Origin of the sequence: Streptomyces sp. NPDC059649 (genome assembly GCF_042734445.1) — a bacterium.
In the GTDB taxonomy this organism is placed as follows: Bacteria; Actinomycetota; Actinomycetes; order Streptomycetales; family Streptomycetaceae; genus Streptomyces.
The window spans coordinates 109,254-135,316 of the sequence record NZ_JBHWDV010000013.1; the positions used below are offsets into that span (position 1 = coordinate 109,254).

A 26,063-nucleotide genomic window follows, 5' to 3' on the forward strand; every position below is an offset into this window, starting at 1 on the left:
ACGAAGGAAAGGCCAGCGAATCGTGATGCGCATCCTTGGAATCAACGCACTCTTCCACGACCCCGCCGCCGCACTCGTCATCGACGGCGTCACGGTGGCCGCCGCGGAGGAGGAGAGGTTCTCCCGCCGCAAGCACGGCAAACGGCCGGTGCCGTTCTCCGCCTGGGAACTGCCCGAGCAGGCCGCCCGCTGGTGCCTCGACTACGCCGGCCTGCGCCCCCAGGACATCGACGCGGTCGGGTACTCCTTCGACCCCCGGCTGGCCCGGCCCGCCGCACAGATGGGGCTGCACGACCCCTGGGACCACCTGCGGCTGAGCTACGCCCGCGAGGCACCCGGCTTCCTCGCCCACGCGCTGCCCGGCCTCGACCCGGACGCGGTGCGGTTCGTCCCGCACCACATGGCGCACGCCGCGTCCGGTGCCTTCGCCGCACCGGACGCCGAGACCTCCTCCGTCCTCGTCCTCGACGGCCGCGGCGAGGCCACCTCCCACCTGGCCGCCCACCGCGTCCAGGGCAAACTGGAGCCGCTGTACGGCCAGGAACTGCCGCACTCGCTCGGCCTGGCCTACGAGGAACTGACCGAGCACCTCGGATTCCTGCGCTGCTCCGACGAGTTCAAGGTCATGGCACTCGCCTCGTACGGCAGGCCGCGGATGCTGGCCGAACTCCGCCGCCACATCTACCCGACCGGCGACGGCGGGTTCCACGCCACCGGCGTGCCCTGGCACGAACTGTGCGCCCCGCGCCGCCCGGACGAGCCCTGGAGCCAGGACCACGCCGACCTCGCCGCCAGCGCCCAGGCATGCCTGGAGGAGACCCTCCTGGACCTGGTCCGCTGGCTGCACGGCCGCACCCACGACGATGTGCTGACCCTCGCCGGCGGCGTCGCCCTCAACTGCGTCGCCAACGCGCGGATCGCCCGGGAGGGCCCGTTCGGCCGGGTCTGGGTCCAGCCGGCGGCCGGCGACGCCGGCACCGCACTCGGCTCCGCCCTGCTGATCGGCGCCGACGCGGGCGAGGAACCGCTGCCCATGCCCGGCGCCGCCCTCGGCCGCGACTGGACCGACGCCGAACTCGAAACCTGGCTCCGGACCGCCGCCGTCCCCTACGAGCGCCCCGCCGACATCGCCCGGACCGTCGCCGAGGCCCTCGCCGACAACGCCATCGTCGCGTGGTTCCAGGGACGCGCCGAATACGGACCGCGAGCCCTGGGACACCGCTCCCTGCTCGCGCACCCCGGCCACTTCGCCAACCTGGAGCGGCTCAACGACGTCAAGGGCCGCGAACAGTTCCGGCCGGTCGCCCCCATGGTGCTCGCCGACCGCGCGGCGGACCTCTTCCAGGGCCAACTCCCCAGCCCCTACATGCTGTTCGTCCACGAGGTGGCCCCCGAGTGGCGGGAGCGCATTCCCGCCGTGGTCCACGTGGACGGCACGGCCCGGATCCAGACCGTCGACCCGGCCGCCGAACCACGCCTCGCCATGATGCTGACCGAGTTCGAGCGGCTCACCGGCCTGCCCGTCGTGGTCAACACCAGTCTCAACACCGCGGGCCGGCCCATGGTCGACGACCCCCGCGACGCCCTGGAGTGCTTCGGCTCCACCCCCGTCGACCTTCTGGCCATCGGCCCGTTCGCGATCCGCCGCCGGGACCTCTTCGCCGCCGGACAGCACACCCCGCACGGACCGGAGGCGGCCCGATGACCGCCCCGGTTGACCGGTCCACCGACTACACCGTCGTGATCCCCACGCTCGGCCGGCCCAGCCTGACCGCCTGCCTGGCCGCGCTCGCCGCCGCCGAGGGCCCCCCGCCGCGCCGCGTGATCCTCGTCGACGACCGGCCCCTCGACGACCGCACACCGCTGCCCGCCGACATCCCCCAGGAGCTGCGCGACCGCACGGTGACCGTGCCCGGCTGCGCCCGCGGCCCGGCCGCCGCCCGCAACACCGGCTGGCGGACGGCCGGCGGCACCCCCTGGATCGTCTTCCTCGACGACGACGTGCTCCCCGGGCCCGCCTGGGCGCGAGAACTGGTCACCGACCTCGCCGCCGCCACCCCGCGCACCGCCGGCGTCTCGGCCCGGGTCGACGTGCCGCTGCCGACCGGACGCGAACCCACCGACTGGGAACGCAACACCGCGGGGCTGGCCACCGCCCGCTGGATCACCGCCGACATGGCCTACCGACGGGCCGCCCTGGAATGCGTCGGCGGCTTCGACGAACGCTTCCGGCGCGCCTTCCGGGAGGACGCGGACCTGGCCCTGCGGGTGCTGGCGACCGGCTGGACGCTGGCCGAGGGCCGCCGCCGCACCACCCACCCGGTCCGCCCCGCCGACCGCTGGGTCTCGGTACGGCTCCAGGCCGGCAACGCCGACGACGTCCTGATGACCCGCCGCCACGGCCGGAACTGGTGGCGCCGCGCCCAGGCCCCGCGCGGCCGGCTCCCCGGACACCTCGCGGTGACCGCGGCGGCCGCCGGCGCGCTGCTCTGCGCCGCGGCCGGCAAACGGCGCGCCGCGGCGGCCCTGGCCGCCCTGTGGCTCGCCGGCACCGCCGAGTTCGCCTGGGCCAGGATCGCCCCCGGACCGCGTACCCGGGAGGAGACCCGGACCATGGCGCTGACCAGCGTCCTGATCCCGCCCGCCGCCACCGCGCACTGGCTGCGCGGCCTGGCCCGCCACCGCCGCATCGTCCCCGTGGACCCCTGGGACGGCGCCCGCCCCACGCCCGACGCCACCGCCCGGCCGGCCCCGGAACGGGTGTGATCGTGGACGCCCCGGAGCGCCCAGGCGGTCCCTGGCTCCACGCCGAGGGACCGTACCCCGCCCCGCCCGCACCGGTGCGGCCCGCCGCGGTGCTCTTCGACCGCGACGGGACGCTGATCGCCGACGTCCCCTACAACGGCGACCCGGCGCTGGTCGTGCCGATGCCCGGGGCCCGGGCCGCACTGGACGCGCTGCGCGACCGCGGCATCCCGGTGGGCGTGGTCAGCAACCAGTCCGGGGTGGCCCGCGGTCTGCTCACCCGTGGCCAGGTCGAGGCCGTACAGCGCCGGGTGGAAGAACTGCTGGGCCCGTTCGCCGTCTGGGCGGTGTGCCCGCACGGGCCCGCCGACGGCTGCGGCTGCCGCAAACCGGCGCCCGGCCTGGTCCTCGCCGCCTGCCACCGGCTCGGCGTCGCGCCGAAGGACACCGTCGTGGTCGGCGACATCGCCGCCGACATGGGCGCGGCCCGCGCCGCGGGCGCCCGCGGTGTGCTCGTGCCGACCCCCGTCACCCGCCGCGAGGAGATCGCCGCCGCACCCTGCCGCGCGGCCGATCTCCCGGACGCCGTACGGCAGTTGCTCGGCTGCCCGCTCGGCGCGGAGGCGGCCCGATGAGCGCCGCCCCGCGCACCCTCGTCGTCCGGCTGGACAGCGCCGGCGACGTGCTGCTCGCCGGGCCCGCCGTACGGGCCGTGGCGGCCGGCTCGTCCCACACCGCGCTGCTCTGCGGACCCTCCGGCGAGCGCGCCGCGCACCTCCTGCCCGGCGTCGACGAGGTGCTGGTCCACGACGCTCCCTGGGTCGGCCTGCGGCCCCCGCCGGTCAGCCGGGCCACCACCGACGCGCTGGTCGACACCCTGACCGCGGGCCGGTTCGACCGGGCGCTGATCCTCGTTTCCTACCACCAGAGCCCGTTGCCGGTCGCGCTGCTGCTCAAGATGGCCGGCGGCATGTGGACCGCCGCGGACAGCACGGACTACTCCGGCGCACTGCTCGACCTCCGGCACCGGCGGGCACCGCACCGACACGAGGCCGAGGCCGCACTGGACCTCGCCGAGGCCGCCGGATTCCGCCTGCCGCCCGGCGACCGGGGAGCACTGGAGATCCTGCCGCCGCCCGGCACCACGCAGCTCACCGGCCGCGACCCGTACGTCGTGCTGCACCCCGGAGCGGCGGTGCCCGCCCGCGCCTGGAGCGCCGACCGGGCCGCCCGCGCCGCGGCCGCACTGGCGGCGGCCGGCCACCGGGTGGTCGTCACCGGCGGCCCCGACGAACGCCGGCTGACCGCAGCGGTGGCCGGCGACCACGCACTGGACCTCGGCGGCCGCACCGATCTGCACCAGCTCGCCGGCGTCCTCGCCGGGGCCCGGGCCGCGGTCGTCGGCAACACCGGCCCGGCACATCTGGCCGCCGCGGTGGGCACCCCCGTCGTCTCCCTCTTCGCTCCGGTGGTCCCCACCGAACGGTGGGCCCCCTACGGCGTCCCGCACGTCCTGCTCGGCGACCAGCGGGCGCCCTGCGCGGACAGCCGCGCCCGGAGCTGCCCGGTGCCCGGGCACCCCTGTCTCGACGGGGTCTCGGACGCCGAACTGCTGGGCGCGCTGGCCAGGGTGACGACCGGCCGGGGCGCGGCGGTACCGGCCGCACCGGGCCGCGCGGACGCCCCGGCACCGGGGGCCGGGGCGCCCCGGACACCGACCGACGACGAGCGAGGGGCGACCCTATGAACATCCTGCTGTGGCACGTGCACGGCTCCTGGACCACCGCGTTCGTCCAGGGCCCGCACACCTACCTGGTGCCGGTCACCCCCGACCGCGGACCCGACGGGCGGGGCCGGGCCCGTACCTTCCCCTGGCCCGAATCGGTGCGGGAGAAGACGCCCGCCCAGCTCCGGGAGACCCCCGTCGACCTGGTCGTCCTGCAGCGGCCGCACGAGGCGGAACTGGCGGAGTCCTGGCTCGGCGGCCGCCGCCCCGGCCGCGACCTGCCCGCCGTCTACCTGGAGCACAACGCCCCGCACGGCGACGTACCGCACACCCGGCACCCGTACGCCGACCGCGACGACCTGCTGCTGGTGCACGTCACGCACTTCAACCGGCTGTTCTGGGACAGCGGCCGGACCCGCACCGCCGTGATCGAGCACGGCATCGTCGACCCCGGCCACCGCTACACCGGCCGGCTGCCGCGCGCCGCCGTCGTCGTCAACGAGCCGGTCCGCCGCGGCCGGACCGTCGGCACCGACCTGCTGCCCGCACTGGCCGCAGCCGCCCCGCTCGACGTCTTCGGCATGGGCACCGAGGGACTCGCCGGTCACCTCGGCCTCGCCCCGGACGCCTGCCGTACGGTCGACCTCCCGCAGGCGGACCTGCACTCCGCGATGGCCGAGCGGCGGGTGTATCTGCACCCCGTGCGCTGGACCTCGCTCGGCCTGTCCCTGCTGGAGGCCATGCACCTGGGAATGCCGGTGGTGGCCCTGGCGACGACGGAGGCCGTCGAGGCGGTGCCTCCCGGCGCCGGCACGCTCTCCAACCGCCCCGAGGTCCTGGCCCGCGCCGTCCGCACCTACCTGGCCGAACCCGAAGCCGCCGCCGAGGACGGCGCCCGGGCCCGGCAGGCCGCGCTCGGCCGGTACGGGCTCAAGCGCTTTCTCCACGACTGGGAAAGCCTGATCACGGAGGTACTCGCATGACCGCCCGCGGCTCCGCCCCCCGCCTGTCCCTCGCGCTGGTCTCCGAGCACGCCAGCCCGCTGGCGGTCCTCGGCGGCGTGGACGCCGGCGGCCAGAACGTCCATGTGGCACGGCTCGCCGGTGCGCTCGCCGACCGCGGCCACCGGGTCACCGTCTACACCCGCAGGGACGCCCCCGACCCACCCGATCACGTCGTGCTACGACCGGGAGTGACCGTCCGGCACCTCGTCGCCGGCCCGCCGTGTCACGTCCCCAAGGACGAACTGCTGCCGTACATCCCGGAGTTCGGCCGGCTGCTGACCGAGGACTGGGCCCTGCGGCCGCCGGACGTCGTGCACTCGCACTTCTGGATGTCCGGGCTCGCCGCCCTGCAGGCCACCCGGAAGCTGGACCTGCCGCTGGCCCACACCTACCACGCGCTCGGCACCGTCAAGCGGCGCCACCGGAAGGACAGCGACACCAGCCCGGCCAGCCGCGTCACCTCCGAGATCGAGGTCGGCGAAGGCTGCGACCAGGTGATCGCCACCTGCCGCGACGAGGTCACCGAACTGACCCGGATGGGCATCCCGTCCCGCAAGGTCAGTGTGGTGCCGTGCGGTGTGGACGCCCTCGCGTTCAGCCCGCACGGACCGGTCGCCGACCGCGGCCCGGTACGCCATCTGCTGCTGCAACTCGGCAGACTCGTGCCCCGCAAGGGAGCCGCGCTGTCCGTCTCCGCGTTGCCCCGGCTGCCCGACGCCCACCTCGTCATCGCCGGCGGGCCGCCCGCCGCGGAACTCGACCGGGACCCCGAGGTCCGGCGGCTGCGCGCGCTCGCCCGGGCGGCCGGGGTGGCCGACCGGGTCCGCTTCACCGGCGGGGTGCCGTGCGAGGACGTTCCACCGCTGCTGCGCGCCGCCGACGTGGTGCTCTGCCCGGCGGACTACGAACCCTTCGGGATCGTGCCGTTGGAGGCCATGGCCTGCGGCACCCCGGTGGTCGCCACCGCGGTCGGCGGCCAGCTGGACACCGTCGTCGACACCGTCTCGGGGCGGCTGATCCCGCCCGGCGACCCGGGCGCCCTGGCCCGGGCCGCCGGCGAACTCCTCGCCGACCCCGAACACCGGGCCGCCTGCGGCGCCGCGGGCCGCCGCCGGGTCCTCGCCCGCTACGGCTGGGACACCGTCGCGGCGGCCACCGAGACCGTCTACCGCGGGCTGCTCGCGCACCGGCCCATCGTGACGGAGGCCGTCTGACGAGCCGTCAACCGTTCCGGGACGACGCTTTTTCCGGCCCCGGCCGACCCGGCCGACCCCCGACCGCAGACTTTTGAAGGAGGTGCGGGCCCGACCGCCGCCGGTTCACGCACGGAGCGGCCCGATCGACATGAGCCATCCCCTTGAGAGCGCACACCAGCACTGCCAGTCCCTCCAGGAGGCGCTGGGCCATCTGCGCCGGCACAGTCTGCACCAGCTCGCCCAGTGGGCCTCCCACCTCAGCGCCGTACTGCCGCTGGGCGGCCGGCTGCTCGCGGCGGGCAACGGCGGCAGCGCGGCCCAGGCCCAGCACCTGACGGCCGAACTGGTCGGCCGCTACCAGCACGAACGTCCCGCCTACTCCGCCGTCGCCCTGCACGCGGAGACCTCCAGCGTCACCGCGATCGGCAACGACTACGGCTTCGACCAGGTCTTCGCCCGGCAGGTCGCGGCCCACGGCCGGCCCGGCGACATCCTGGTCCTGCTGTCCACCTCGGGCCGCAGCGGCAATCTGCTCGCCGCCGCCGACACCGCCCGCAAGGCCGGCCTGCGGGTCTGGGCGCTGACCGGCCCGCGGCCCAACCCGCTGGCCGCCGCGGCCGACGAAGCGCTGTGCATCGAATCGTCCAGCCCGGCCACCGTCCAGGAGGCGCATCTGATCGCGCTGCACATCCTCTGCGAGAACTTCGACGCGGTCGGCCCCGAGGCCGCGGCCGCCCTCCCCGCGGAGGAGACCGGCATCAGCCCGGAAGGTGCCGTATGACCTCCCGCCAGCCCCTGCTCGTCGTCGGGGACGTCCTGCTGGACCGGGACCTGGCCGGCGACGCCACCCGGCTGGCACCGGACGCGCCGGCACCCGTCGTGGACGTGGCCGACGACCGCAGCCGGCCGGGCGGGGCCGGGCTGGCCGCCGCGCTCGGCGCCCGGGCCGGCCGCGAGGTGACCCTGGTGACGGCCCTGGGCGACGACCCGGCGAGCGAGGAGGTCCGCCGCCAACTCCGCCCGGTAGTGCGGCTGGTGGAGCTTCCGCTGACCGGCACCCTGCCCGAGAAGACCCGGGTGCTGGCCGGCGGCCGGCCCCTGGTGCGCTTCGACCGCGGGGGCGGCACCCCGGGCGGGCCCGGCCCCGACGTGGCCGCCGCCCTCGACGCGGCGCGGGCCGTCCTGGTCGCCGACTACGGCCGCGGCACCGCCCAGGCGGTCGCCGGGCGGCTGGCCGACGCCGCGCGCCGCGGGCCGCTGGTGTGGGACCCGCACCCCAGGGGCGGCCGGCCGGTCCCCGGCGCGCGCCTGGTGACCCCCAACGCGGCCGAGGCCCGGGCGCTGACCGGTGACGACGCCCGGTCCCTGCAGGCCGACGCGGCCCGCGGCAGCCGGCTGGCCGCCCACTGGGGCGCGGCCGCGGTCGCGGTGACGCTCGGCGCCCGCGGCGCCCTGCTGGCCAGGGCCGGCGGCGACTCCCCGATGCTGGTGCCCGCCCCGTACCGGGCGGCCGGCGACCCCTGCGGGGCCGGCGACTGCTTCGCCGCGACCGCGGCCACCGCACTGGCCGACGGTGCGCTGCCCGAGGAGGCCGTACAGCTCGCCGTCACCGAAGCCACCTCCTTCGTCGCCGCCGGTGGCGCCGGCGGCCCCACGCTGTGGGACGGCCCGCCGCCCGCGGACCCCACCCCGCCGCCGGACGCCGACCCGTTCGCACTGGCCCGCTCCGTACGGGCCCGCGGCGGCACCGTCGTCGCCACCGGCGGCTGCTTCGACCTGCTGCACGCCGGGCACGTCGGGCTGCTGGAGAGCGCCCGGCGGATCGGCGACTGCCTCATCGTCTGCCTGAACTCCGACGCGTCGGTCGCCCGGCTCAAGGGATCCGGTCGCCCGCTCACCCGCCTCGACGACCGGATGCGGGTACTGGCCGGCCTGGGCTGCGTCGACGCGGTCGCGGTCTTCGACGAGGACGCGCCGGTGAACCTGCTGCGCCGGCTGCGCCCGGACGTCTGGGTCAAGGGCGGCGACTACACCGTCGACACCCTGCCCGAGGCCGCCACCGTGCGGGAATGGGGCGGCCAGGCGCTGGTCCTGCCGTACCTCGACGGCCGCTCCACCACCGCGCTGGCGCGGCGCGCCGCCCGCTCCGCCGACGACCGGCCCAAGGCCCGCTCATGACGCCGCGGCCGGCACCCCGGGTGGGCGTCGTGGTCATCACCCGCAACCGGTGGCACAGCCAGGCACGCACCCTCGACCGGCTGGCCGAACTCCCCGAGCGGCCACCGGTCGTCATCGTCGACAACCACTCGACGGACGGCACCGCCGCCGCCGTGCGCCGCCACCCCCTCCCGGCCCGGCTGATCGCCCTCGACCACAACCTCGGCGCGGTCGGCCGCAACCTCGCGGCCCGTACGGCCACCACGCCCTACCTGGCGTTCTGCGACGACGACTCCTGGTGGCAGCCCGGTTCGCTGGCCGGTGCCGCCGACCTGCTGGACGCCCACCGGAGCCTGGGCGCCGTGACCGCCCGCATCCTGGCCCATCCGCACCCCGACGGGCCGGCCCCCGAGGAAGCTGCCCACGAGCCCCACGAGGACCCCATCGTCCAGGAGCTCCGGCACTCGCCGCTGCCCGGCCCGAAGTGGCTGCCCGGCCCGGCGCTGGGCTCGTTCCTCGCCGCCGCGACCGTGCTGCGCACCGACGCCTTCCGCGCCGCCGGCGGCTTCTCGCCGCGGCTGGTGCTCGGCGGCGAGGAGGAACTGCTGGCCGCCGACCTCGCGGTGGCCGGCTGGTGGCTGACCTACGCCGACCATCTGACGGTCCATCACCGGGCCTCGCCGCACCGGGACCCCGCCTTCCGCCGCCGGCAGGGCATCCGCAACACCCTCTGGTTCACCTGGCTGCGCCGCCCGCTGCCCGGCGCACTGCGCCGCACGGCCGGGCTGGCCGCGACCGTCCCGCGGGACGCCGTGTCGCTGGCCGCCTTCGCCGAGGCCGCCGCCGGGCTGCCCTGGGTGGTGCGCGAACGGCGGCGGCTGCCCCCGGAGATCGAGCGGCGGATGCGGCTGCTTCAGGCGCCGCAGCGGGCCTCCACGGCCCGGTCCTACCGCGGCTGACCCGGGCCGGGCCGCTCCGCGCCCACCCCGGCGGCCCCGCGCAGCCGGTCGACCAGCGTGCCCAGCAGCTCCCCGTCCGGCAGGTAGTCCGGGTACGTGGCGGCCCGGGCCCGGCCGGCGGGGGACAGGCACCAGGCGAGCAGCCGGTCCAGCTCCGCCGGGCGGACGTCCTTCGGCCGCAGCACCGCCGGCCAGCCGAGCGCCGCCGCCTGGGCGCCGACCTTCGCGCCGCCCTCGACCGGGTCCACGGCCAGCACCGGCGTGCCGGCCCGCAGCGCCAGCGCCAGCCCGTGCGGCCGGGTGGTCACCACCGCGTCCAGCCGGGCGAACACCGTATGCACCTCCTGCGGGGTGGCCGGCAGTCGCCAGTCCCGGGTGTCCAGCCGGGTGTCCATCGGGAGCCGGGCCACCCGGGCGGTGCCCAGCCACGCGGTGAGGGCGTCGGACACCTCGGGATGCCGCCGGCGGTCGCCGTATTCGTGCTGGCCGCCGGTGAGCACCACCCCGACCAGCGGGAGGCCGCCCGGCGCCGGTACGGACAGGCTGAGGTCCGCCGCGGCGGCGGGCCGCCCGGGGGCGTCGCGGGGGAGCACCTCGTCGAACCGCCGCACCGTCGGATCGGCCGGGTCCGGCACCGACACCCCGACCGCGATCCGGCGGCACCGGGCGAACCGGTCGTGCAGCGCCATGAGCGGGCTCTCGGCGCCGTCCGGGGGCCGCCGGGAGTGCACCGGCCCGCAGACGAACAGCAGATGGGTGTAGCGCGCCGGGTCGGCGTCCGCCAGGTGGAGCGCGTCCGGCCGGAACGCCGGGGACCACGCGGTGTCGTGCGGGACGCCCGCCCCGGCCAGCGCGTGCTGCACGGCCTCGGCGGCGAGCGCGTCGCCGGCCGTCACCTCGCCGTGCAGAAAGCTGAACCACCCGGTGACCAGGGCGCGCGGCGGACCGGTCATCGGGCCGGGGCCATGACGGACGGCGGCGGGCCGGCCAGCGGCAGCCCGGCGACCGCGGCGAGCACCTCCTCGACCGTGATCCGCAGCAGCCGGTCGTCCGGCCGGTCGCCGTGCGCATCGCCCGGGCGCGGCCGGTCGTCGGGGTCCGGATGCCACAGCACACGGTGCCGGTCCGTCTCCGGCGGGCCCCACAGCCGGGGGGCGACCGGACCGAACAGCACCACCGACGGGGTACCGAGGGCGCTCGCCAGATGCGCCAGCCCGGTGTCGCCGACGATCACCGCACGGGCCTGGGCGACCAGCGCCGCCAGTTCGGCGAACGGCAGGTCGGCGGCCCCGCCCAGCACCGCCGCCCCCGGCAGCCCGGCCTGCTCGGCGACCCGCCGGGCGAGCGACCCCTCGCCGGCCCCCGCGGTGACCACGACCCGGTGCCCGGCGCGGTGCAGGGCCGTGGCCACCGCCGCGAACCGTTCCGCCGGCCAGCACCGGGCCGCCGCGTCCGCGCCGGGATGCACCACGACCGCACCGGGGGCCGGCGAGGCGAGCGCCGGGGCGGCGATGCCCAGGTCGGCCGGGTCGGCCGGCAGCCCGTACCAGCTGAGCAGCCGGCACCAGCGCTCCCGCTCGTGCTCGTCCTCCCGCCAGGCCGGGCCGGCGATCTCCGGGGTGGCCGGATGGGCGTAGGCGAAGAGCCGGGCGGGCCGCAGCGCCTGCAGGAGTCCGTGGCTGGCCGGGCCGTTGCCGTGCAGGTCCACCGCGAGGTCCGGGGGCGGGCCGGGCCAGTCGAGGCTCCGTGGGACCTCCCGGCCCGGCGCCACCGTGGGCAGCAGCCGGTCGACCACCCCGGTCGCCGCGGCCGCCGCCGCGAGCCGCCCGGGCGCCGCCAGTACGAGGGTGTGGTCCGGCCGGGACGTGCGCAGCGCCCGGAGGGCGGGGACCGCGGTCAGCAGGTCTCCCAGTCCGAGCGCCCGGAGCACCAGGATCCGCGGGCCGGGGTCGTGACCGTCGGGCGGCGGGCAGGAGCGCGGACGGACCGACGGCATGGGACGCCTCCTTCGCGGATGCCGGACGGGCTTCCCTTCAATGTGGGGGTGAAGACGCGTCCCCGCGACTCGTCGTCCGTCACCCGCGGAGGTCCGCCGGGTCGCCCCCGCGCACCTCCCACGGCACTGCGCCCGGTATGCCGGTTTTGCACCCCTGGTGACGGGCATCCGTAGGGCAAGCAGCAGAACCGGTGACGGCGAAGGGTGCGCGGAATGTCCGATGAAGCCATGGGTGACGAGGTCTACCAGCCCGGCACACAGGACGAGCAGGACGCCCGCGGCGGGCCCGACCCGGAGAACGAACTGGACGCACCCGATCCGGACGACCTGCTGGACGCGAGCTACTCACCGCCCGACCGGCCCTCCGCCGTGGACGAGCGGGTCACCGCCGCCGAACAGCGCGAGCGCGAGACCCTCGACGAGCGACTGGCCGAGGAAGAGCCCGAGACCCGGGTCACCGGCACCGGTGCGGGCGACCGGGCGGCGCCGGGCCCCGCCGAGGAGGAGGCCGTGCGGGTCCGCGAGGACGACCGCACGGACGGTGCCTGAGCCGTGATGGCATGCGCCTGCGCACGAGCCACCCGGACCCTCCGGGATATCGGAGCGTCCGCCAGGGCCGGGGGTTCCGCCACCTCGACACCCACGGCGCGCCCCTGACCGATGCCGCCGAACGCAGGCGCCGCACCGCCCTGGCCGTCCCGCCGGCCTGGCGGGCGGTAGGGATCTGCCCCTGGCCCAACGGCCACCTGAAGGCGGTGGGCACGGACGCTGCGGGGCGCCGCCAGTACCTGTCATGGACGAGGAATGAGACCTGGCCCACAGACCGGCCACCGGCCGCGAACCGCCCTGTGAGCAACCACACTTGTGCCCCTTCCGGCCCTCATCTCCCATTCCGCGCAAGGGAGATGACACCCCCTGAAGCGGCCCACCGGCCGTACGCGCCGCCGCGGGCCCGGTGACCGTTTCCGGAGGCACCGACCGATCTGTGAAGATGTGACATCGCTGAGCCCGTACGGCTTCGTCACGGACGGCCCGGCCTGAGCCCAGCACCGACAGACCTCGGTACGGACGCCGCGCACGCAGTGGTGCCCCGCGCCCGCCGACCCGCTTCCCGAGCCTGACGGGCTCTTCACAAAGTCTCTGCCGCTGTGCCTTCTCCTGCCCTCGCCCCTGCCCGCATCCCGGCGCAGGCGCCCCCGCCCGAGTCCGCCACCGAATCCACCAGCGCCCGGCCGTACGGCCGGGCGTCCCGCAGCGTGCGCTTCCCCGCGCCCCGCCGTGCCCTGGCCGCAGCCAAGGGCCCGGAAGGGGGCCGCAAGGGCGACCACGCACCGTGGCGCTCGCTGCGCTACCGCAGCATGCGCTGGTGGTCGTTCGCCAACCTGGTGTCCAACGCCGGCACCTGGATGCAGCTCACCGTGCAGAACCTCCTGGTCCTGCAACTGACCGGCTCGGCGGCGGCCACCGGACTCTCGCTCTCCGTCCAGGCCGGGCCCGGGCTGCTGATGGGCCTGATCGGCGGCGCAGCCGTCGACCGCTGGCCCCGGAAGGTCACCGCCGCGGTCAGCCAGGCCGTCCTCGGTGCGATCGCCTTCACCACGGCCGCCCTGATCGCCTTCGACCAGCTCAACTACGGCATCCTGCTGGCCCTGGCCGGCGTCACCGGCCTGATCGCCACCATCGACGGCCCGGCCTGTGCCCTGCTGGGCAACGACCTGGTTCCCACCGAGGACGTACCGTCCGCCATCGCCGTCGGCTCGCTGGTGCACAGCGTCGGACGGCTGGGCGGCACCGCCCTTGCGGGACTCTCCGTCGGTGTCCTCGGCACCGGAGCGGCCTACGCCGCCAACGGCCTGTCGTTCCTCTTCGTCGCCGCGGTCATCCCCTTCCTGCGCCCGGTGAGCGCGGCACTGCGCCGGCCCTCCGGAGAGCCGGCGGGTGCGCCCGCCGCCCCCACTGCGCCCGCCGCCCCCACTGCGGCCGCCGCGCCGGAACCCGAAGTCGGCACCGGTGCCCGCGACGGGCTGGCCTTCTTCCTCCGCAGGCCGCGGTTGGTGGCGCTGGCCGCCGTCACCGGCCTGAGCGCGATCTTCGGCCGCAACTACCAGCTGACCCTGGCCGTGCTGGTCACCGGACCGCTCGGCGCCGGCGCGAGCGCCTTCGGCACGGTCTCCACCGTCCTCGCGGCCGGCGGCATCCTCGGCGCGGTCCTCGCCGCCCGCCTCCGCAGGCCCACCGTCGCCCTGGTCGGCGGGCTGGCCGCGGCCGGTGCGCTGCTGCAGATCGTCGCGGGCCTCTCCCCGTCCCTGATCGTGCTGCTCGTCCTGGTCCTGCCGATGTCCGTGGTCGAGTCGATCTCCGACACCGCCGGTACCACGGTCCTGCAGACCGACCCGCCGGCCGCTCTGCGCGGCCGGGTGCTGGGCGTCTGGCGCAGCGCCAGCACGGGCTGGGGCCTGGTCGGCCCGCCGCTGCTCGGCTTCCTCATGGAGCTGGCCGGCGCCCGCGGCGCCCTGGTGGCCGGCGGCCTGATCATCGCCGGCGCGGTCGCCGCCGGCGCCCTGCTGAAGTCCCGCAGGCGCGCCGCGACCGGGCCCGTCCCGGCCCCCTGCCCCTCGGCCGCCTAGCCGGAGCCACCCCCGCGGTGCGGCGGCTCCTGCCGGTGCACCAGCAGACCGCCCAGCGCGGTGCGCCGGTGCAGCACCGCCCGCCCCGCCCGCACCGTGGTGATCAGCCCGGCCCCGCGCAGCGCGGCGGTGTGGGCCGAGGCGGTGGCGTTGCTGATGTCCAGCCGCCGGGCGAGGTCACCGGTGGTGTGCTCGCGGGCGAGGACCCGCAGGATCGCGGCCCGGGTCCGGCCCAGCACCCCGGCCAGCGCCTCCGCCCCGTCGTCCGCCCCCGGCGGCACCAGCGGCACCCCCGGGCCCGCCGGATAGGTCACGTACAGCGGGCGCCCGGGCAGATCGGCCAGCAGCGGCGGGCCGGTCCAGTGGAAGGTGGGCTGCAGCACCACCCCGCGCCCGTCCAGGACGACGTCCCGTGCGAAGGGCGCCGGGCACTCCCAGACGTTCCCCGACAGCCGCGACCCCGGAACGAGCCCGTCGAGCGCCGCACCCACCCCCTGCTCGGCCACGGTCAGCGCATGCCGGGTGAACTCCGCCCGGTGCAGGTCCTGTACCAGGGACCAGACGGGACGCAGCAGTGTCTCGAAGGCCGCGTGCTGGGCCCGGCCGAGCACCCGCCATGCCTCCGCGTCCCCCTGGTGCAGCCCGCGGACCCATGGCGGGGGCGGCCCGGGCACCGTGGCGTACACCCGCTCCATCTCGGTGCGGACCAGCTCGGGACGGGCCGACCGGACGGTCGCCAGGCCTTCCTGGAGGGAGTCGGCGAAGACGTCGAGGAACACCGGCGCCCGGCCCGCCGGGACCACGTCCGCCAGGGGCTCCACCGCGGCCGGCAGCGACCGCAGGACCCGGTGCCGCCACCGGCCGAACAGCACCCCGTCGTCGCGGCGGCACATCATCATCAGCGCCGCGTTCAGCTCCTGCAGCGGCGCCGCCCGGGAGGCGAAGCGGACCCGGGCGACATCGGCGGCCGTGAAGTGCATCCGGATCACAATTCCCCCTGGTGACGCCATCCTTTCGGCCAGGCCCGCAACCCTGGCCGGCACTCCCGGCCGGACGCCAGCATGCGACGGCACGCCACGGCACACGGCCGCGGCGGAAGCGCCCGACAAGGGGAGTTCATCGTGAGCGTACGCAACGGGGCAGGCGGCGGGGACGGCCGGCCGACCGGTCCGGGCCGCCGGACGGTCGCCGCATCGGCCGCGCTGGGCGCCGCCCTGCTGTTCACCGGCGGCTGCGGCAACACCGGCCGGGCCCGCTCCGGGAGCCGGCGCCCGGAGCACGGGCCGGCCGTCGTACCGCGGCTGCCGGCGCCGACCGGCCCGCACCCGCTCGGGGTCACCACCCTGTACCTGGTCGATCCCTCCCGGCACGACCCGTGGGACCGCCGTCTCACCCGCAGGGAACTCATGATCACCGTCCGCTATCCGGCCCGGACCGTGCACGGCCACCCCGTCGCCCCGCAGATGACCCCGGGCGCCGCGCAGGTCTTCGCCGGCCTCGACCCGCGCCTCCACCCCGGTCTGCCCGGCTCCGGCGTCGACTGGGCGGCCACCCGGACCCATGCGCACACCGGCGCGCCCGCGCAGCCCGTACGCCGCCCGGTGCTGCTCCACACCCCCGGTGGCGGCGATCCCCGCACGCTGGGCACCGGGCTCGCCGAAGAACTGGCGAGCCACGGCTGGGTGGTGGTGAGCATCGACCACCCCGGAGACGCCAGTGAGGTCGAGTTCCCGGTCACCACGCCCCAGCGCCCGGCCCCGGTCCGTACCACCGTCCTGCGGGGCGATCCCCGCACGGACCCGGACCTCTTCCGCACCCTGATCGACACCAGGCTGGCCGACACCCGGTTCGTCCGCACGCAGCTGGCCGAGCTGGCCGCCGGCCGGAACCCCGATGCCGCCGGCCACCCGCTGCCCGACGGCCTCGGCCGCGCGCTGGACCTCCGGCGGGTGGGGATCTACGGCCACTCGGCCGGCGGCACCACCGCCGCCCAGGCCCTCCACGACGACCGCTGCCTGCGCGCCGCGGTCAACCTGGAGGGCCATCTGGACCACCCCTCCCGTCGGCCCGGACGGCCCGGACCGCTCTTCCCGGTGGCCCGTGACGGCGTGGACCGGCCGCTGCTCCTCGTGGGCACCGACGGGTTCCCCGGCCGGAAGGAGCTGGCCCGGTCCTGGTCCGCGCTGCTCGCGCACCCGCACGGCCGCACCCGCCGGCGGCAGATCCGGCACACCGCGCACGCCGTGTTCACCGACCTCGCCGCCTTCGCCCCGCAGCTGCAGACCGCCGGCCTGATGACCGCCCGGGACCGGAACGCGCTGGTCGGCGCGCTCGATCCGGCGCGTTCGGTGCCCGCCGTGCGCGACCTGGTCCGCACGTTCTTCGCCCGGCACCTGCCACCGCGCTGACCGGGGCGGCCGGACGGGTGCCACGGAGCGTGCCGGGTACCCGCTTCCGGGAGAGGCCCGTGTACGGGACGGACGGCGGAGAGGAGCTTCGGGTATGGCCGGTGGCCCGGGGGAGCGGACGACGGGACACGGCCGGCTGGCCCGTACGGCGATGTGGTGGCAGCGGGCCCGGGCCTACGACGGCCACGAGCGGCACACGGTGCTCCTCATCCTGAAGAGCACCGTGGCCGCCACCGTCGGCTGGCTGATCTCCTACCAGCTCCTGCACGCCCGGTCACCGGCCTTCGCCCCGTTCTCCGCGGTGCTGATCATGCAGGTGACGGTGTATCAGTCCCTGCGGCAGTCGCTGCGCTACGTCGGCGCGGTGGTCAGCGGAGTGGCGGTGCAGGCGGCGCTGGTGTTCACCGGCGGGCCCCAGCTCGCCACGTTCGCCCTGGTCGCGCTGATCGCCCTCAGCGTCGGCCGGTGGCCGGCCCTCGGTAGCCAGGGCAACCAGGTCGCCACCGCCGCCTTCTTCGCGTTCGCGACCTACACCTCCGCCACCACGGACCTCGACCGGGCCGCCCAGCTCGGACAGATCGTCCTGCTCGTCCTGATCGGCTGCGCCGTGGGCCTCGGGGTGAACGTCACGCTCGTCCCGCCGATGCGCTACCGAAGCGCCGCATACGCGCTGCGCGCCCTGGCCCGTACGCTCGACGACCTCTTCGCCGACATGCACCCGGTCCTGCGGCGGGGCGAGCTGGACGAGGAGACCACCCAGCGGTGGCGCATCCGGGCGGAACAGACCGAAGAGCTGATCGACCAGGCCAGGGCCGGGCTGCGCACCGCCCGCGAGAGCCTCTACTACAACCCGCGCCGGCTCCTGGGCCGGCACCGCGGCCGGACCGGCTTCGAGGGCCACCGGTCGGTGCTGGCGGCGCTGGAGCGCGCGCTGCACCACGTCGCCTCGCTCGCGCGCAGCCTGGACCGGTGGCGGGGCGCCGAGGACCGCTACCGCTACCGCGACTTCCTGCGCGCCTACGCGGAGTTCCTGGCCGCCCTCTCCACGCTCACCCAGCTCCTGAGCCGGCTCGACGAGGACCTGGTGGCCGCCCGGGCCCGGGAACTCGACGCCGCGGTGGAGCGGGCCCATCAGTGCCGCGAAGCACTCGCCGAGCAGGCCGCGCGGGACGGACTGCCGCTGGCCGACCCGACCCGCCCCTACGGCGTGCTCGTCATCGAGGCGACCCGCCTCGTGCAGGAGTTCTCGTACCTCACCGGCGTCCTCGGCCCGCTGCCCCGAGTCGCGGACGAGGGCCCTTCGCGGTGAAGTAGGAGAGGGGCGCGGCCTGCTCCGGTTCACCCCCTACGGCCTCGGGGAACGGAGGAGAGGGAGCCCGAGATGGACCACGCCGGAAACCCTGAGGAACCCCAGGACAAGCCGAGCAACCCGCCACCGGCGGCCGGCCCCCTCAAGCCGCCGCCCGAGCCCGGCGGGACCCGGCCGGTGACCGGCCGCGGCAGGCCCATGAAGCTCACCGAAATGGCCCGCCGCAAGGCGCGACAGGCCATGGAGAAACTGAGGCCGCACGAGAGCCGGGGGCACGAGGACCCGCACCCGTAGGGGTCGCCGTGGCGCCAGGCCCGCCCGGCGGGCTCACGCCCCGGAGAGCAGGGAATCGTCGGTCACGCGGGCGCCCGGGAGGTGGTGGGTGGCGGCGATCAGGGCCGCGTCCACGTCGCAGGTGCCGGTGGAGATGCACAGCGTGTACGCGAGGTCGTCCATCCGCTGCCGCACCTCCTCGCTGCCGCGGTCCGCGTGCAGCAGTTCCAGCGTCCGGTACTCGTCGGTGAGGCCCTGCATCACCGCGGGGTGGGCCAACAGCACGATGGTCTCCTTCCGTCGCCGCGTCCCGGGTTCACCGCTGCTCGTGCCCGGTCGCCGACGGAATACACCTGACCCGCCGTGACCCGCCGGCGCCTCAGCCCCGCTGGTTGAAACGGCCGGCCGCCCGTTCGTTGAGCACGCCCAGTGCCCTGCGCAGCCGGCGGGCGGGCGGCTGCTCCTCCGCCTCGACCCGGTAGCCCTCCGCCGTACCGGGACCGCCGTCGCGGGGCAGCACCCGGCCCACCGCCGACACCAGCCGGGTGGTGAGCACCGGCGCCACGCCGTGCGCCACCGCGCCCAGTTTGGCCGCCGGGGTGAGCACGATCCGGGGCCGCCGACGCTGGACCGCGGAGACGATGCGCTCGGCCGCCCGCTCGGCGTTCATCGACAACAGGGGCGCACCGGCCAGCGCCTGGAACCAGGCGTACTCCCGGCGCCGGTCGCCGCCGAACCGCGCGTGCAGATGCGATCCGGTCCGCATCAGCCCGGGATGCACCCCGGTCACGGTGACCCCGTACGCGGCCTCCTCCGCGTGCAGTCCCTCGGCCAGCGCGGCCACCGCCGACTTGGCGCACGAGTACGGCAGCAGATGCGGCACCGCCAGCAGGCCGCCGACCGACCCGACGAGCGCCAGCCGGCCGCCCGCCGGACTGTGCCGCAGGTGCGGCAGGGCGGCGAACGCGGTGTTCAGGGCCCCGTGGAAGATGGAGTCCAGGGCGTCCCGGAACCCTTCCACGCCGAGGGCCTCAGCCGGGCCGACCTGGATGATGCCGGCATTGGCGATGACGATGTCCAGCCGGCCGTTGTCCCGCACGATCTCCGCGAACCGTTCCTCCACCGCGGCGCCGTCGCGCACGTCGCACACCACACCGCGCACCGCGCCGCCGCCCGGCCGGCCCAGTTTGCCGACCGCCCGGTCCAGTTCGGCCGGATCCCGCGCCAGCAGCACGACATCGCAGTCACGGCGCAGCAGCTGACGGGCCATGAGCAGACCCAGTCCGCGCGAGCCGCCGGTGACCACGGCGGTGAGTCCTTCGATCGAGGGAGCGGCCGGCAACACCCGCATGAGGAGCCCTTTCGTCGAGCCCTTTCGTCGAGCCCTTTGGCCGTGATGACGAGGGCTCCTGGCGCCGTGTGCGGTGGCGTCGAAGAGCCCTTCCGGTGGCGTCGGACGCGGCGGGACCCGGCGCATCGCGGGCGGCCCGTACGGCGTCGCCCCTCCGACGCTACCCGGAGGCGTTCCGGTGCGCATGTGCGCCGGGCGGCGGCCGCGGCAGCCGCGCCACCCCGTTTCACCGGCCGCACCCAGGGCACCCGGCTCAGGGACCGGGCGGACCGGCCGTGCGGCGGCCGCGAGCCGTTCGGTTACCGCGGGACGCATCCGGCTTAATCGCGGCGGAACCGGCATGAGCGGCCGGGCGCACCGGGAATTCGTGATGGCGCGCGACCCCGGCTTCCGCCGCACCGCGCCTGTGCCGCGACCAGCGCGACTGACGCAGGGCAGCGGCCTTACGCACCGCAGGAGAAAGGAACCACGGCTCATGCAGATTGCATTCCTGGTAGCGCCCGAGGGTGTCGAGCAGGTCGAACTGACCGAACCCTGGAAGGCGGTTCTTGATTCGGGGGACGTACCGCATCTGGTGTCCACCAAGTCCGGCCGGATCCAGGCGTACCACCACCTGGACAAGGCCGACACCTTTCCGGTGGACCGGACGGTGGACGCGGTCGACGTCTCGGAATACGGCGGCCTGGTCCTGCCCGGTGGCGTCGCCAATCCCGATGCGCTGCGGATGGACAGGAACGCGGTCGCCTTCGTGAAGAGCTTCTTCGACCGGGGCAGGCCGGTGGCGGCCATCTGCCACGCGCCGTGGACGCTGGTCGAGGCCGATGTGGTACGGGGGCGCACCCTGACGTCCTGGCCGAGTCTGCAGACCGATATCCGCAATGCCGGCGGCACCTGGGTGGACGAACAGGTCAAGGTCTGCACGGCGGGCAACAACACGCTGATCACCAGCCGGAAGCCGGCCGATCTGAAGGCCTTCTGCGCCACCTTCGTCACCGAATTCGCCCAGGCCGGAAGGGCGGCCTGATGGCGGACCGCAAACAGGAGCAGCGCCGCGCGCATTTCGCGGACGATCCGGCGGCCGGTCCGCTGACCACCGACCAGGGCGTGACCGTCGACCACACCGACGATTCGCTCCAGGCCGGTGAACGCGGCCCGACGCTGATGGAGGACTTCCACTTCCGGGAGAAGCTCACCCGCTTCGACCACGAGCGGATCCCGGAGCGCGTGGTGCACGCCCGGGGCGCCGGCGCCTACGGCTACTTCCAGCCGTACGAGTCCTGCGCGGAGTTCACCCGGGCCGCCTTCCTCCAGGACCCGGGCGTGCAGACCCCGGTGTTCGTGCGCTTCTCCACGGTCCAGGGCCCGCGCGGTTCGGCGGACACCGTACGGGACGTCCGCGGATTCGCCACGAAGTTCTACACCTCGGAAGGCAATTACGACCTGGTCGGCAACAACATGCCGGTCTTCTTCATCCAGGACGGCATCAAATTCCCGGACTTCGTGCACGCGGTGAAAATGGAGCCGCACAACGAGATCCCCACCGGGGCCTCCGCGCACGACACCCTCTGGGATTTCGTCTCGCTCCAGCCCGAGACCCTGCACATGATGATGTGGCTGATGTCGGACCGGGCCATTCCGCGCAGTTACCGGATGATGCAGGGCTTCGGCGTGCACACCTTCCGCTTCGTGAACGCGCAGGGCAAGGGCACGTTCGTGAAATTCCACTGGAAGCCCAAGCTCGGGGTGCACTCCCTGGTGTGGGACGAGGCCCAGGAAACGATGGGCCGCGACCCGGACTACAATCGCCGTGATCTCTGGGACATGATCGAGGCCGGTGAATATCCGGAATACGAACTCGGCGTCCAGCTCGTACCGGAGGAGGACGAGCACTCCTTCGACTTCGACCTCCTGGACGCCACCAAAATCATTCCCGAAGAGCTGGTGCCGGTACGGCCCATCGGTCGAATGGTGCTCAACCGCAACCCCGACAATTTCTTCGCGGAGACCGAGCAGGTCGCCTTCCACACCGCGAACGTCGTGCCGGGCATCGACTTCACCAACGACCCGCTGCTCCAAGCCCGGAACTTCTCGTACCTCGACACCCAGCTGATCCGGCTGGGCGGGCCCAACTTCCCCCAGCTGCCGGTCAACCGGCCCCTCGCCCCGGTCCGCAACAACCAGCGCGACGGCTACCACCAGAGCCGGATCCACCAGGGCACCAGCTACTCGCCGAACTCCCTCGGCGGCGGCTGCCCGGTCGTGGCCGGCGCCGACGAAACCGCCTTCCGGCATCTGACGGAGCGGGTCGACGGGCAGAAGATCCGCAAGCGGAGCCCGAGTTTCACCGACCACTACACCCAGGCGGCGCTGTTCTGGCACAGCATGGCCGACTGGGAACAGCAGCACATCATCGACGCGTTCCGCTTTGAACTCGGCAAGGTCAACGCCAAGCAGGTCCGCGAACGCACGGTCGGCGAGCTGGCGCACATCGACCACACCCTGGCCGCCAAGGTCGCCGAGGGCATCGGCATCCCCACCCCCGAGGCCACCGACACCCCGCGGCCCACCCCGTCCCCCGCGCTGAGCTTCGAGAACCTCAAGGGTGACGGCTCGCTGCGCACCCGGCAGATCGCGGTCCTGGTCCAGGACGGTGTGGACGCGCAGCAAGTCACCGGCCTGAAGCAGACGTTGGGCGAGGAGGGCGCGTTCGTGGAGGCCCTGGCACCCCAGGACGGGGAGGTCTCCGGCGCCTCCGGCGGGCTCTCGGCGGACCGGGCGCTGCCCACCGTGGCCTCGGTGCTCTACGACGCCGTGGTGCTGCCCGACGGCGGCCTCGGGGCCGGCGACACCGCGGCCGACGGCGCCGCCCGCCGCTTCGTGCTCGACGCCTACCGGCACGGCAAGGCCATCGGCGCCCTGGGCTCCGGGATCGAGGTGCTGAAGAAGCTGCTGCCCGACCAGGTGCGCACCGCCTCCGGTGGTGCGGAACCGGTGAGCGACCAGGGCGTGGTGACCGCCGCCGCGAACGGTGACGCCTTCGCCCGGGCCTTCGCGGAAGCCACCGCCGCCCACCGGCACCGGCACCGCCCGCCGGCGAGGATCTGACCCGGCACACCTCCGACCCGGGCACGCCGCCGGCCCGGCACGCCACTGGGCCGGCACGCCGCTGACCCGGCGGCGGGACATCTGACCCGGCATCCCGTCCCGGCGGCCGCCCGGCCGCCGGGACGACACCGCGTCAACCGACCTGGGAGCCCGTCTTCGCCAGGGCCTCGGTCACCGGCTGGTACATGCTCACCCCGCCCGAGGCACAGGCGCCGCGGCCGCCGGAGGTCAGCCCGAGCGCGGTGTCCCCCTCGAAGAGCGGACCGCCGCTGTCACCGGACTCCGCACAGATCGAGGTCTGGATCAGCCCCTCGACCGTCCCCTCGTGGTAGTTGGCCGTCACATTGAGCGCGGTGACCTCCCCGTCGTGCACGTGGGTGGTGCTGCCGCTGCGCCGCACCTTCTGGCCCACGATCGGGTCGGCGGCCCTGACGATGTGCTGCGCGCCGCCGCTGTAGAGGTCCACCTCGCTCGGGTGCGGCTCGGCGGCGGTGTACCGCGCGAGCCCGAAGTCGTCACCGGGGAAGCTTCCCGACTCCGACACCGCGATCGGGGGGCCGCCCTCGGTGGCGGACCAGCTCGGCACGGCGCGCGCGCAGTGGCCGGCCGTCAGGAAGTACGGCTGTCCGTCCTTGGTGACGTTGAAGCCGAGCGAACAGCGCGCCGCGCTGCTCCAGAGGGCGTCCCCGCCGGCGATCAGCGGCTCGAGCGTGTCCCGCGACAGCTGGACGACCGCGCGGTCACCGAGCGAGCCGGCGACCGACGTGAGCCGTTCCAGGTCCTCCCCGCGGACGGTGCGGTCGGCGGTGACGACCACCTTGTTGAGCTTCGGGTCCATGGCCCAGGACGTCCCGGGGATCGAGGCGTGCTCCTTGAGGGTCGCCCGGGCGGCGTCCAGCGACGCCAGGGAGTGCTTGACGATCCTCGCCTCGGCGCCGGCCGCCCGGACCTTGCCGGCCGCCTCCTCGGTCGTCACGTTCACCACCAGCTTGTGCTGGTCCGGGTCGTAATAGGAACCCGCCCCGGCCGCACCGAGCGAGGAGTTGATCACGACGGCCCGCTCGGCGGCGACGACGGCCGACGGGGGGCCGGGGGCCCGTGCGGTGTGGGCCTGGGCGCTCTGCAGGGCGAGCAGCGGGGCGATGGCCAGGGTCACCACACCGGCACCGGCGAGGACGGAACGCGGCGTGGGTACACGCGGATGCTTCAACACAAAACCTCTCGCTGGGTAGCGGGCCAGCAGCGGGTCTTTGCCGTGCGCACGCCTCAAGGGCTACTGGCGCCACGGGGCGGGGCCGAAGGCCGGGCGAGGCGGCGCGGGGTGTCTACGTCTCCCTGCCCGTGCACCACCCCCGGCCGCCCGCGCTTGTGCAGGATTCACCTGTACGGCCGGATGAACGGACCGCGCCGTCGGGCCGTACAGACGGACAACGACGGCCCGGCCCCCTGCCGGCCGGCCCCGTCGCCACATCAGTCCGCCTCGTACGGAAGGACCTTCGGGTGCCGCTCATCACGCAGCTGCGTCTGCTCCTGGCCAGCGGGACGAACCGGCGCCGCAGGAGGGCCGTCACCTCCGTCCTCGCCACCGTGCTCGTGTTCGGCGCGCTCGTCCTGCCGGACGACCTGCTCCGCCTGACGCCGGGTGCGTTCGCCCGGATACCGGTGGAGGGGATCGCCGGGGCCGCGCTGCTGCTCCTGCTGCCGCCGCGGCCGCGGCGGGTCGTCGCGGTGCTCGCCGGGGCGGGCCTGGGCCTGATGACCCTGCTGGACCTCCTCAACATGGGCTTCCGCCAGGTGCTGGTCAGGCCGTTCGACCCGGTGCTGGACTGGGGGCTGTTCGGCGACGCCGCGTCGTTCCTCGCCGACTCGGCCGGCCGGACCGGTGCGATCGCCGCCGTCGTCGGGGCCGTGCTCATCGCGCTCGCCCTGCCCGTGCTCATGGCGCTGGCCGTGCTCCGGCTGAGCCACGTCCTGGCCCGGCACAGCTCCCTGGCGACCCGCGGCACCCTCGTCCTCGGGACCGCCTGGCTCGTCAGCGCGGCGCTCGGCCTGCAGCTCGCCGGGGCGCCGCTGGCCTCCCGCACCACCGCCGAACACCTCGACGACCGTGCCCAGCAGCTGCGGACGAGCCTGGCGGACGAGCGGGTCTTCGCCGCGGAAGCGGCCACCGATCCGTTCGGGAACACGCCGTCCGACCGGCTGCTGACCGGACTGCGCGGCAAGGACGTCATCTTCACCTTCATCGAGAGCTACGGCCGCACCGCGATCGCCGACCCGTTGATAGGCCCCGGCGTCGACAAGGTGCTGGCGCAGGAGACCGCGAAGCTGCGGCGGGCCGGCTTCTCCGCCCGGAGCGGCTGGCTCACCTCCTCGACGGCGGGCGGCGGCAGCTGGCTGGCGCACTCCACCTTCATGTCCGGCCTGTGGATCAACAACCAGCAGCGCTACCGCACCGTCACCTCCAGCGACCGGCTGAGTCTGACCGGCGCCTTCCGGCGGACCGGCGCCTGGCGGACGGTCGGCATCATGCCCGGCGTCAGCCGGTCCTGGCCGGAGGCCGGGTTCTACGGCCTGGACACCGTCTACGACTCCCGCACCCTCGGCTACCACGGCCCGAAATTCAGCTGGTCGCGCATGCCGGACCAGTACAGCCTGTCCGCCTTCGAGCGGCTGCAGCACGGGAAGCGGGGCGGCAAGCCGCTGATGTCGGAGATCATCCTGACCTCCAGCCACAACCCCTGGGCGCCGCTGCCCAAGATGCTCGGCTGGGGCCGGGTCGGTGACGGCTCGGTCTACCGCGCGATCAGGGAGGCCGGCAAGGACCCCAAGGACGTCTGGCAGGACACCACCCGGGTCCGCACCGAGTACGGCCGGGCCATCCAGTACTCGCTGCACAGCCTGCTGTCGTACGTCGAGAAGTACGGCCGGAAGAACACCGTGCTGGTCTTCCTCGGCGACCACCAGCCGGTCCCCACCGTGACCGGCCAGCGCGCCGGCCGGGACGTACCGGTGGCGATCGTCGCCCATGACCCCGCCGTGCTGCGCCGGATCTCCGACTGGGGCTGGCACCCCGGTCTCCAGCCGGGACCCAAGACCCCGGTCTGGCGGATGGACACCTTCCGCGACCGCTTCCTGACCGCCTACGGGCCCCGGTCCGGCCCCGTGCGGACGCGGGCGAAGTGACCCGTGACCGAGTGCCGGGCGATC

At 75.3% G+C, this 26,063-nt stretch carries 24 protein-coding genes; 18 read left to right on the forward strand and 6 right to left on the reverse strand.

Annotation, left to right across the window (positions count from 1 at the left end):
* Positions 1–25: 25 nt before the first annotated feature.
* From ACFV1J_RS16915 to ACFV1J_RS16955, 9 genes are all read left to right on the forward strand, one after another.
* A complete protein-coding gene (locus ACFV1J_RS16915; protein ID WP_385858741.1) occupies positions 26–1,705 on the forward strand; it encodes a carbamoyltransferase in 1,680 nt (559 codons plus the stop codon).
* On the forward strand, positions 1,702–2,766 hold the full coding sequence (locus ACFV1J_RS16920) for a glycosyltransferase family 2 protein (RefSeq protein WP_385858743.1): 1,065 nt from the start codon (positions 1,702–1,704) through the stop codon (positions 2,764–2,766). The genes ACFV1J_RS16915 and ACFV1J_RS16920 overlap by 4 nt, the downstream gene beginning before the upstream one ends.
* On the forward strand, positions 2,763–3,380 hold the full coding sequence (locus ACFV1J_RS16925) for a D-glycero-alpha-D-manno-heptose-1,7-bisphosphate 7-phosphatase (RefSeq protein WP_385858745.1): 618 nt from the start codon (positions 2,763–2,765) through the stop codon (positions 3,378–3,380). Before ACFV1J_RS16920 ends, ACFV1J_RS16925 begins: the two co-directional genes overlap by 4 nt.
* Positions 3,377–4,492 carry a glycosyltransferase family 9 protein gene (locus ACFV1J_RS16930; RefSeq protein ID WP_385858747.1) on the forward strand — a complete coding sequence of 372 codons (1,116 nt, stop codon included), beginning with the start codon at positions 3,377–3,379 and terminating at the stop codon, positions 4,490–4,492. The genes ACFV1J_RS16925 and ACFV1J_RS16930 overlap by 4 nt, the downstream gene beginning before the upstream one ends.
* Complete coding sequence (locus ACFV1J_RS16935) at positions 4,489–5,454, forward strand: glycosyltransferase (RefSeq protein ID WP_385858750.1); 966 nt, start codon at positions 4,489–4,491, stop codon at positions 5,452–5,454. Before ACFV1J_RS16930 ends, ACFV1J_RS16935 begins: the two co-directional genes overlap by 4 nt.
* Positions 5,451–6,689 (forward strand): glycosyltransferase, encoded by a 1,239-nt coding sequence (locus ACFV1J_RS16940; protein ID WP_385858752.1) that lies wholly within the window; start codon positions 5,451–5,453, stop codon positions 6,687–6,689. The genes ACFV1J_RS16935 and ACFV1J_RS16940 overlap by 4 nt, the downstream gene beginning before the upstream one ends.
* A gap of 130 nt (positions 6,690–6,819) precedes the next feature.
* A complete protein-coding gene (locus tag ACFV1J_RS16945) occupies positions 6,820–7,452 on the forward strand; it encodes an SIS domain-containing protein (protein WP_385858754.1) in 633 nt (210 codons plus the stop codon).
* A complete protein-coding gene (gene rfaE2, locus ACFV1J_RS16950) occupies positions 7,449–8,849 on the forward strand; it encodes a D-glycero-beta-D-manno-heptose 1-phosphate adenylyltransferase (RefSeq protein ID WP_385858756.1) in 1,401 nt (466 codons plus the stop codon). Before ACFV1J_RS16945 ends, rfaE2 begins: the two co-directional genes overlap by 4 nt.
* Complete coding sequence (locus ACFV1J_RS16955) at positions 8,846–9,787, forward strand: glycosyltransferase family 2 protein (protein ID WP_385858757.1); 942 nt, start codon at positions 8,846–8,848, stop codon at positions 9,785–9,787. Before rfaE2 ends, ACFV1J_RS16955 begins: the two co-directional genes overlap by 4 nt.
* Here ACFV1J_RS16955 and ACFV1J_RS16960 read toward each other — a convergent pair.
* Entirely contained in the window at positions 9,775–10,740 is a 966-nt protein-coding gene (locus tag ACFV1J_RS16960; protein ID WP_385858758.1) for a polysaccharide pyruvyl transferase family protein, read from the reverse strand. The two genes, ACFV1J_RS16955 and ACFV1J_RS16960, sit on opposite strands and share 13 nt — an antisense overlap.
* Positions 10,737–11,783, reverse strand: coding sequence for a glycosyltransferase family 9 protein (locus ACFV1J_RS16965; RefSeq protein WP_385858760.1), 1,047 nt, complete (start codon positions 11,781–11,783; stop codon positions 10,737–10,739). Before ACFV1J_RS16965 ends, ACFV1J_RS16960 begins: the two co-directional genes overlap by 4 nt.
* A gap of 213 nt (positions 11,784–11,996) precedes the next feature.
* On the opposite strand from ACFV1J_RS16965, the gene ACFV1J_RS16970 reads away from it, so the two are divergent.
* From ACFV1J_RS16970 to ACFV1J_RS16980, 3 genes are all read left to right on the forward strand, one after another.
* A complete protein-coding gene (locus ACFV1J_RS16970; protein WP_385858762.1) occupies positions 11,997–12,332 on the forward strand; it encodes a hypothetical protein in 336 nt (111 codons plus the stop codon).
* An 11-nt stretch (positions 12,333–12,343) separates the two neighbouring features.
* Positions 12,344–12,742, forward strand: coding sequence for a hypothetical protein (locus tag ACFV1J_RS16975; RefSeq protein WP_385858764.1), 399 nt, complete (start codon positions 12,344–12,346; stop codon positions 12,740–12,742).
* Between the two features lie 399 nt (positions 12,743–13,141).
* Complete coding sequence (locus tag ACFV1J_RS16980) at positions 13,142–14,410, forward strand: MFS transporter (RefSeq protein WP_385858813.1); 1,269 nt, start codon at positions 13,142–13,144, stop codon at positions 14,408–14,410.
* Here the strand turns inward: ACFV1J_RS16980 and ACFV1J_RS16985 are convergent.
* A complete protein-coding gene (locus tag ACFV1J_RS16985) occupies positions 14,407–15,399 on the reverse strand; it encodes an ArsR/SmtB family transcription factor (RefSeq protein WP_385858766.1) in 993 nt (330 codons plus the stop codon). The two genes, ACFV1J_RS16980 and ACFV1J_RS16985, sit on opposite strands and share 4 nt — an antisense overlap.
* 132 nt (positions 15,400–15,531) lie before the next feature.
* Here ACFV1J_RS16985 and ACFV1J_RS16990 point away from each other — a divergent pair, with 132 nt between their 5' ends.
* From ACFV1J_RS16990 to ACFV1J_RS17000, 3 genes are all read left to right on the forward strand, one after another.
* Positions 15,532–16,818: an alpha/beta hydrolase gene (locus ACFV1J_RS16990; protein WP_385858768.1), complete on the forward strand. Its 1,287-nt coding sequence runs from the start codon at positions 15,532–15,534 to the stop codon at positions 16,816–16,818.
* A 94-nt stretch (positions 16,819–16,912) separates the two neighbouring features.
* On the forward strand, positions 16,913–18,127 hold the full coding sequence (locus ACFV1J_RS16995) for an aromatic acid exporter family protein (RefSeq protein ID WP_385858770.1): 1,215 nt from the start codon (positions 16,913–16,915) through the stop codon (positions 18,125–18,127).
* A 72-nt stretch (positions 18,128–18,199) separates the two neighbouring features.
* Positions 18,200–18,421, forward strand: a complete 222-nt coding sequence (locus ACFV1J_RS17000) for a hypothetical protein (protein WP_385858772.1) — start codon at positions 18,200–18,202, stop codon at positions 18,419–18,421.
* Between the two features lie 33 nt (positions 18,422–18,454).
* Here ACFV1J_RS17000 and ACFV1J_RS17005 read toward each other — a convergent pair whose 3' ends face one another.
* Both ACFV1J_RS17005 and ACFV1J_RS17010 read right to left on the reverse strand, forming a co-directional pair.
* Complete coding sequence (locus ACFV1J_RS17005) at positions 18,455–18,685, reverse strand: DUF5133 domain-containing protein (protein WP_385858774.1); 231 nt, start codon at positions 18,683–18,685, stop codon at positions 18,455–18,457.
* A gap of 94 nt (positions 18,686–18,779) precedes the next feature.
* Positions 18,780–19,751 carry an SDR family NAD(P)-dependent oxidoreductase gene (locus ACFV1J_RS17010; protein WP_385858776.1) on the reverse strand — a complete coding sequence of 324 codons (972 nt, stop codon included), beginning with the start codon at positions 19,749–19,751 and terminating at the stop codon, positions 18,780–18,782.
* A 475-nt stretch (positions 19,752–20,226) separates the two neighbouring features.
* On the opposite strand from ACFV1J_RS17010, the gene ACFV1J_RS17015 reads away from it, so the two are divergent.
* A complete protein-coding gene (locus ACFV1J_RS17015) occupies positions 20,227–20,775 on the forward strand; it encodes a type 1 glutamine amidotransferase domain-containing protein (protein ID WP_385858778.1) in 549 nt (182 codons plus the stop codon).
* On the forward strand, positions 20,775–22,856 hold the full coding sequence (locus ACFV1J_RS17020) for a catalase (RefSeq protein WP_385858780.1): 2,082 nt from the start codon (positions 20,775–20,777) through the stop codon (positions 22,854–22,856). Before ACFV1J_RS17015 ends, ACFV1J_RS17020 begins: the two co-directional genes overlap by 1 nt.
* Positions 22,857–22,989: 133 nt before the next feature.
* Here ACFV1J_RS17020 and ACFV1J_RS17025 read toward each other — a convergent pair whose 3' ends face one another.
* Positions 22,990–24,069: a S1 family peptidase gene (locus ACFV1J_RS17025; RefSeq protein WP_385858782.1), complete on the reverse strand. Its 1,080-nt coding sequence runs from the start codon at positions 24,067–24,069 to the stop codon at positions 22,990–22,992.
* Between the two features lie 287 nt (positions 24,070–24,356).
* On the opposite strand from ACFV1J_RS17025, the gene ACFV1J_RS17030 reads away from it, so the two are divergent.
* Complete coding sequence (locus tag ACFV1J_RS17030; protein ID WP_385858784.1) at positions 24,357–26,039, forward strand: sulfatase; 1,683 nt, start codon at positions 24,357–24,359, stop codon at positions 26,037–26,039.
* Positions 26,040–26,063: the final 24 nt, after the last annotated feature.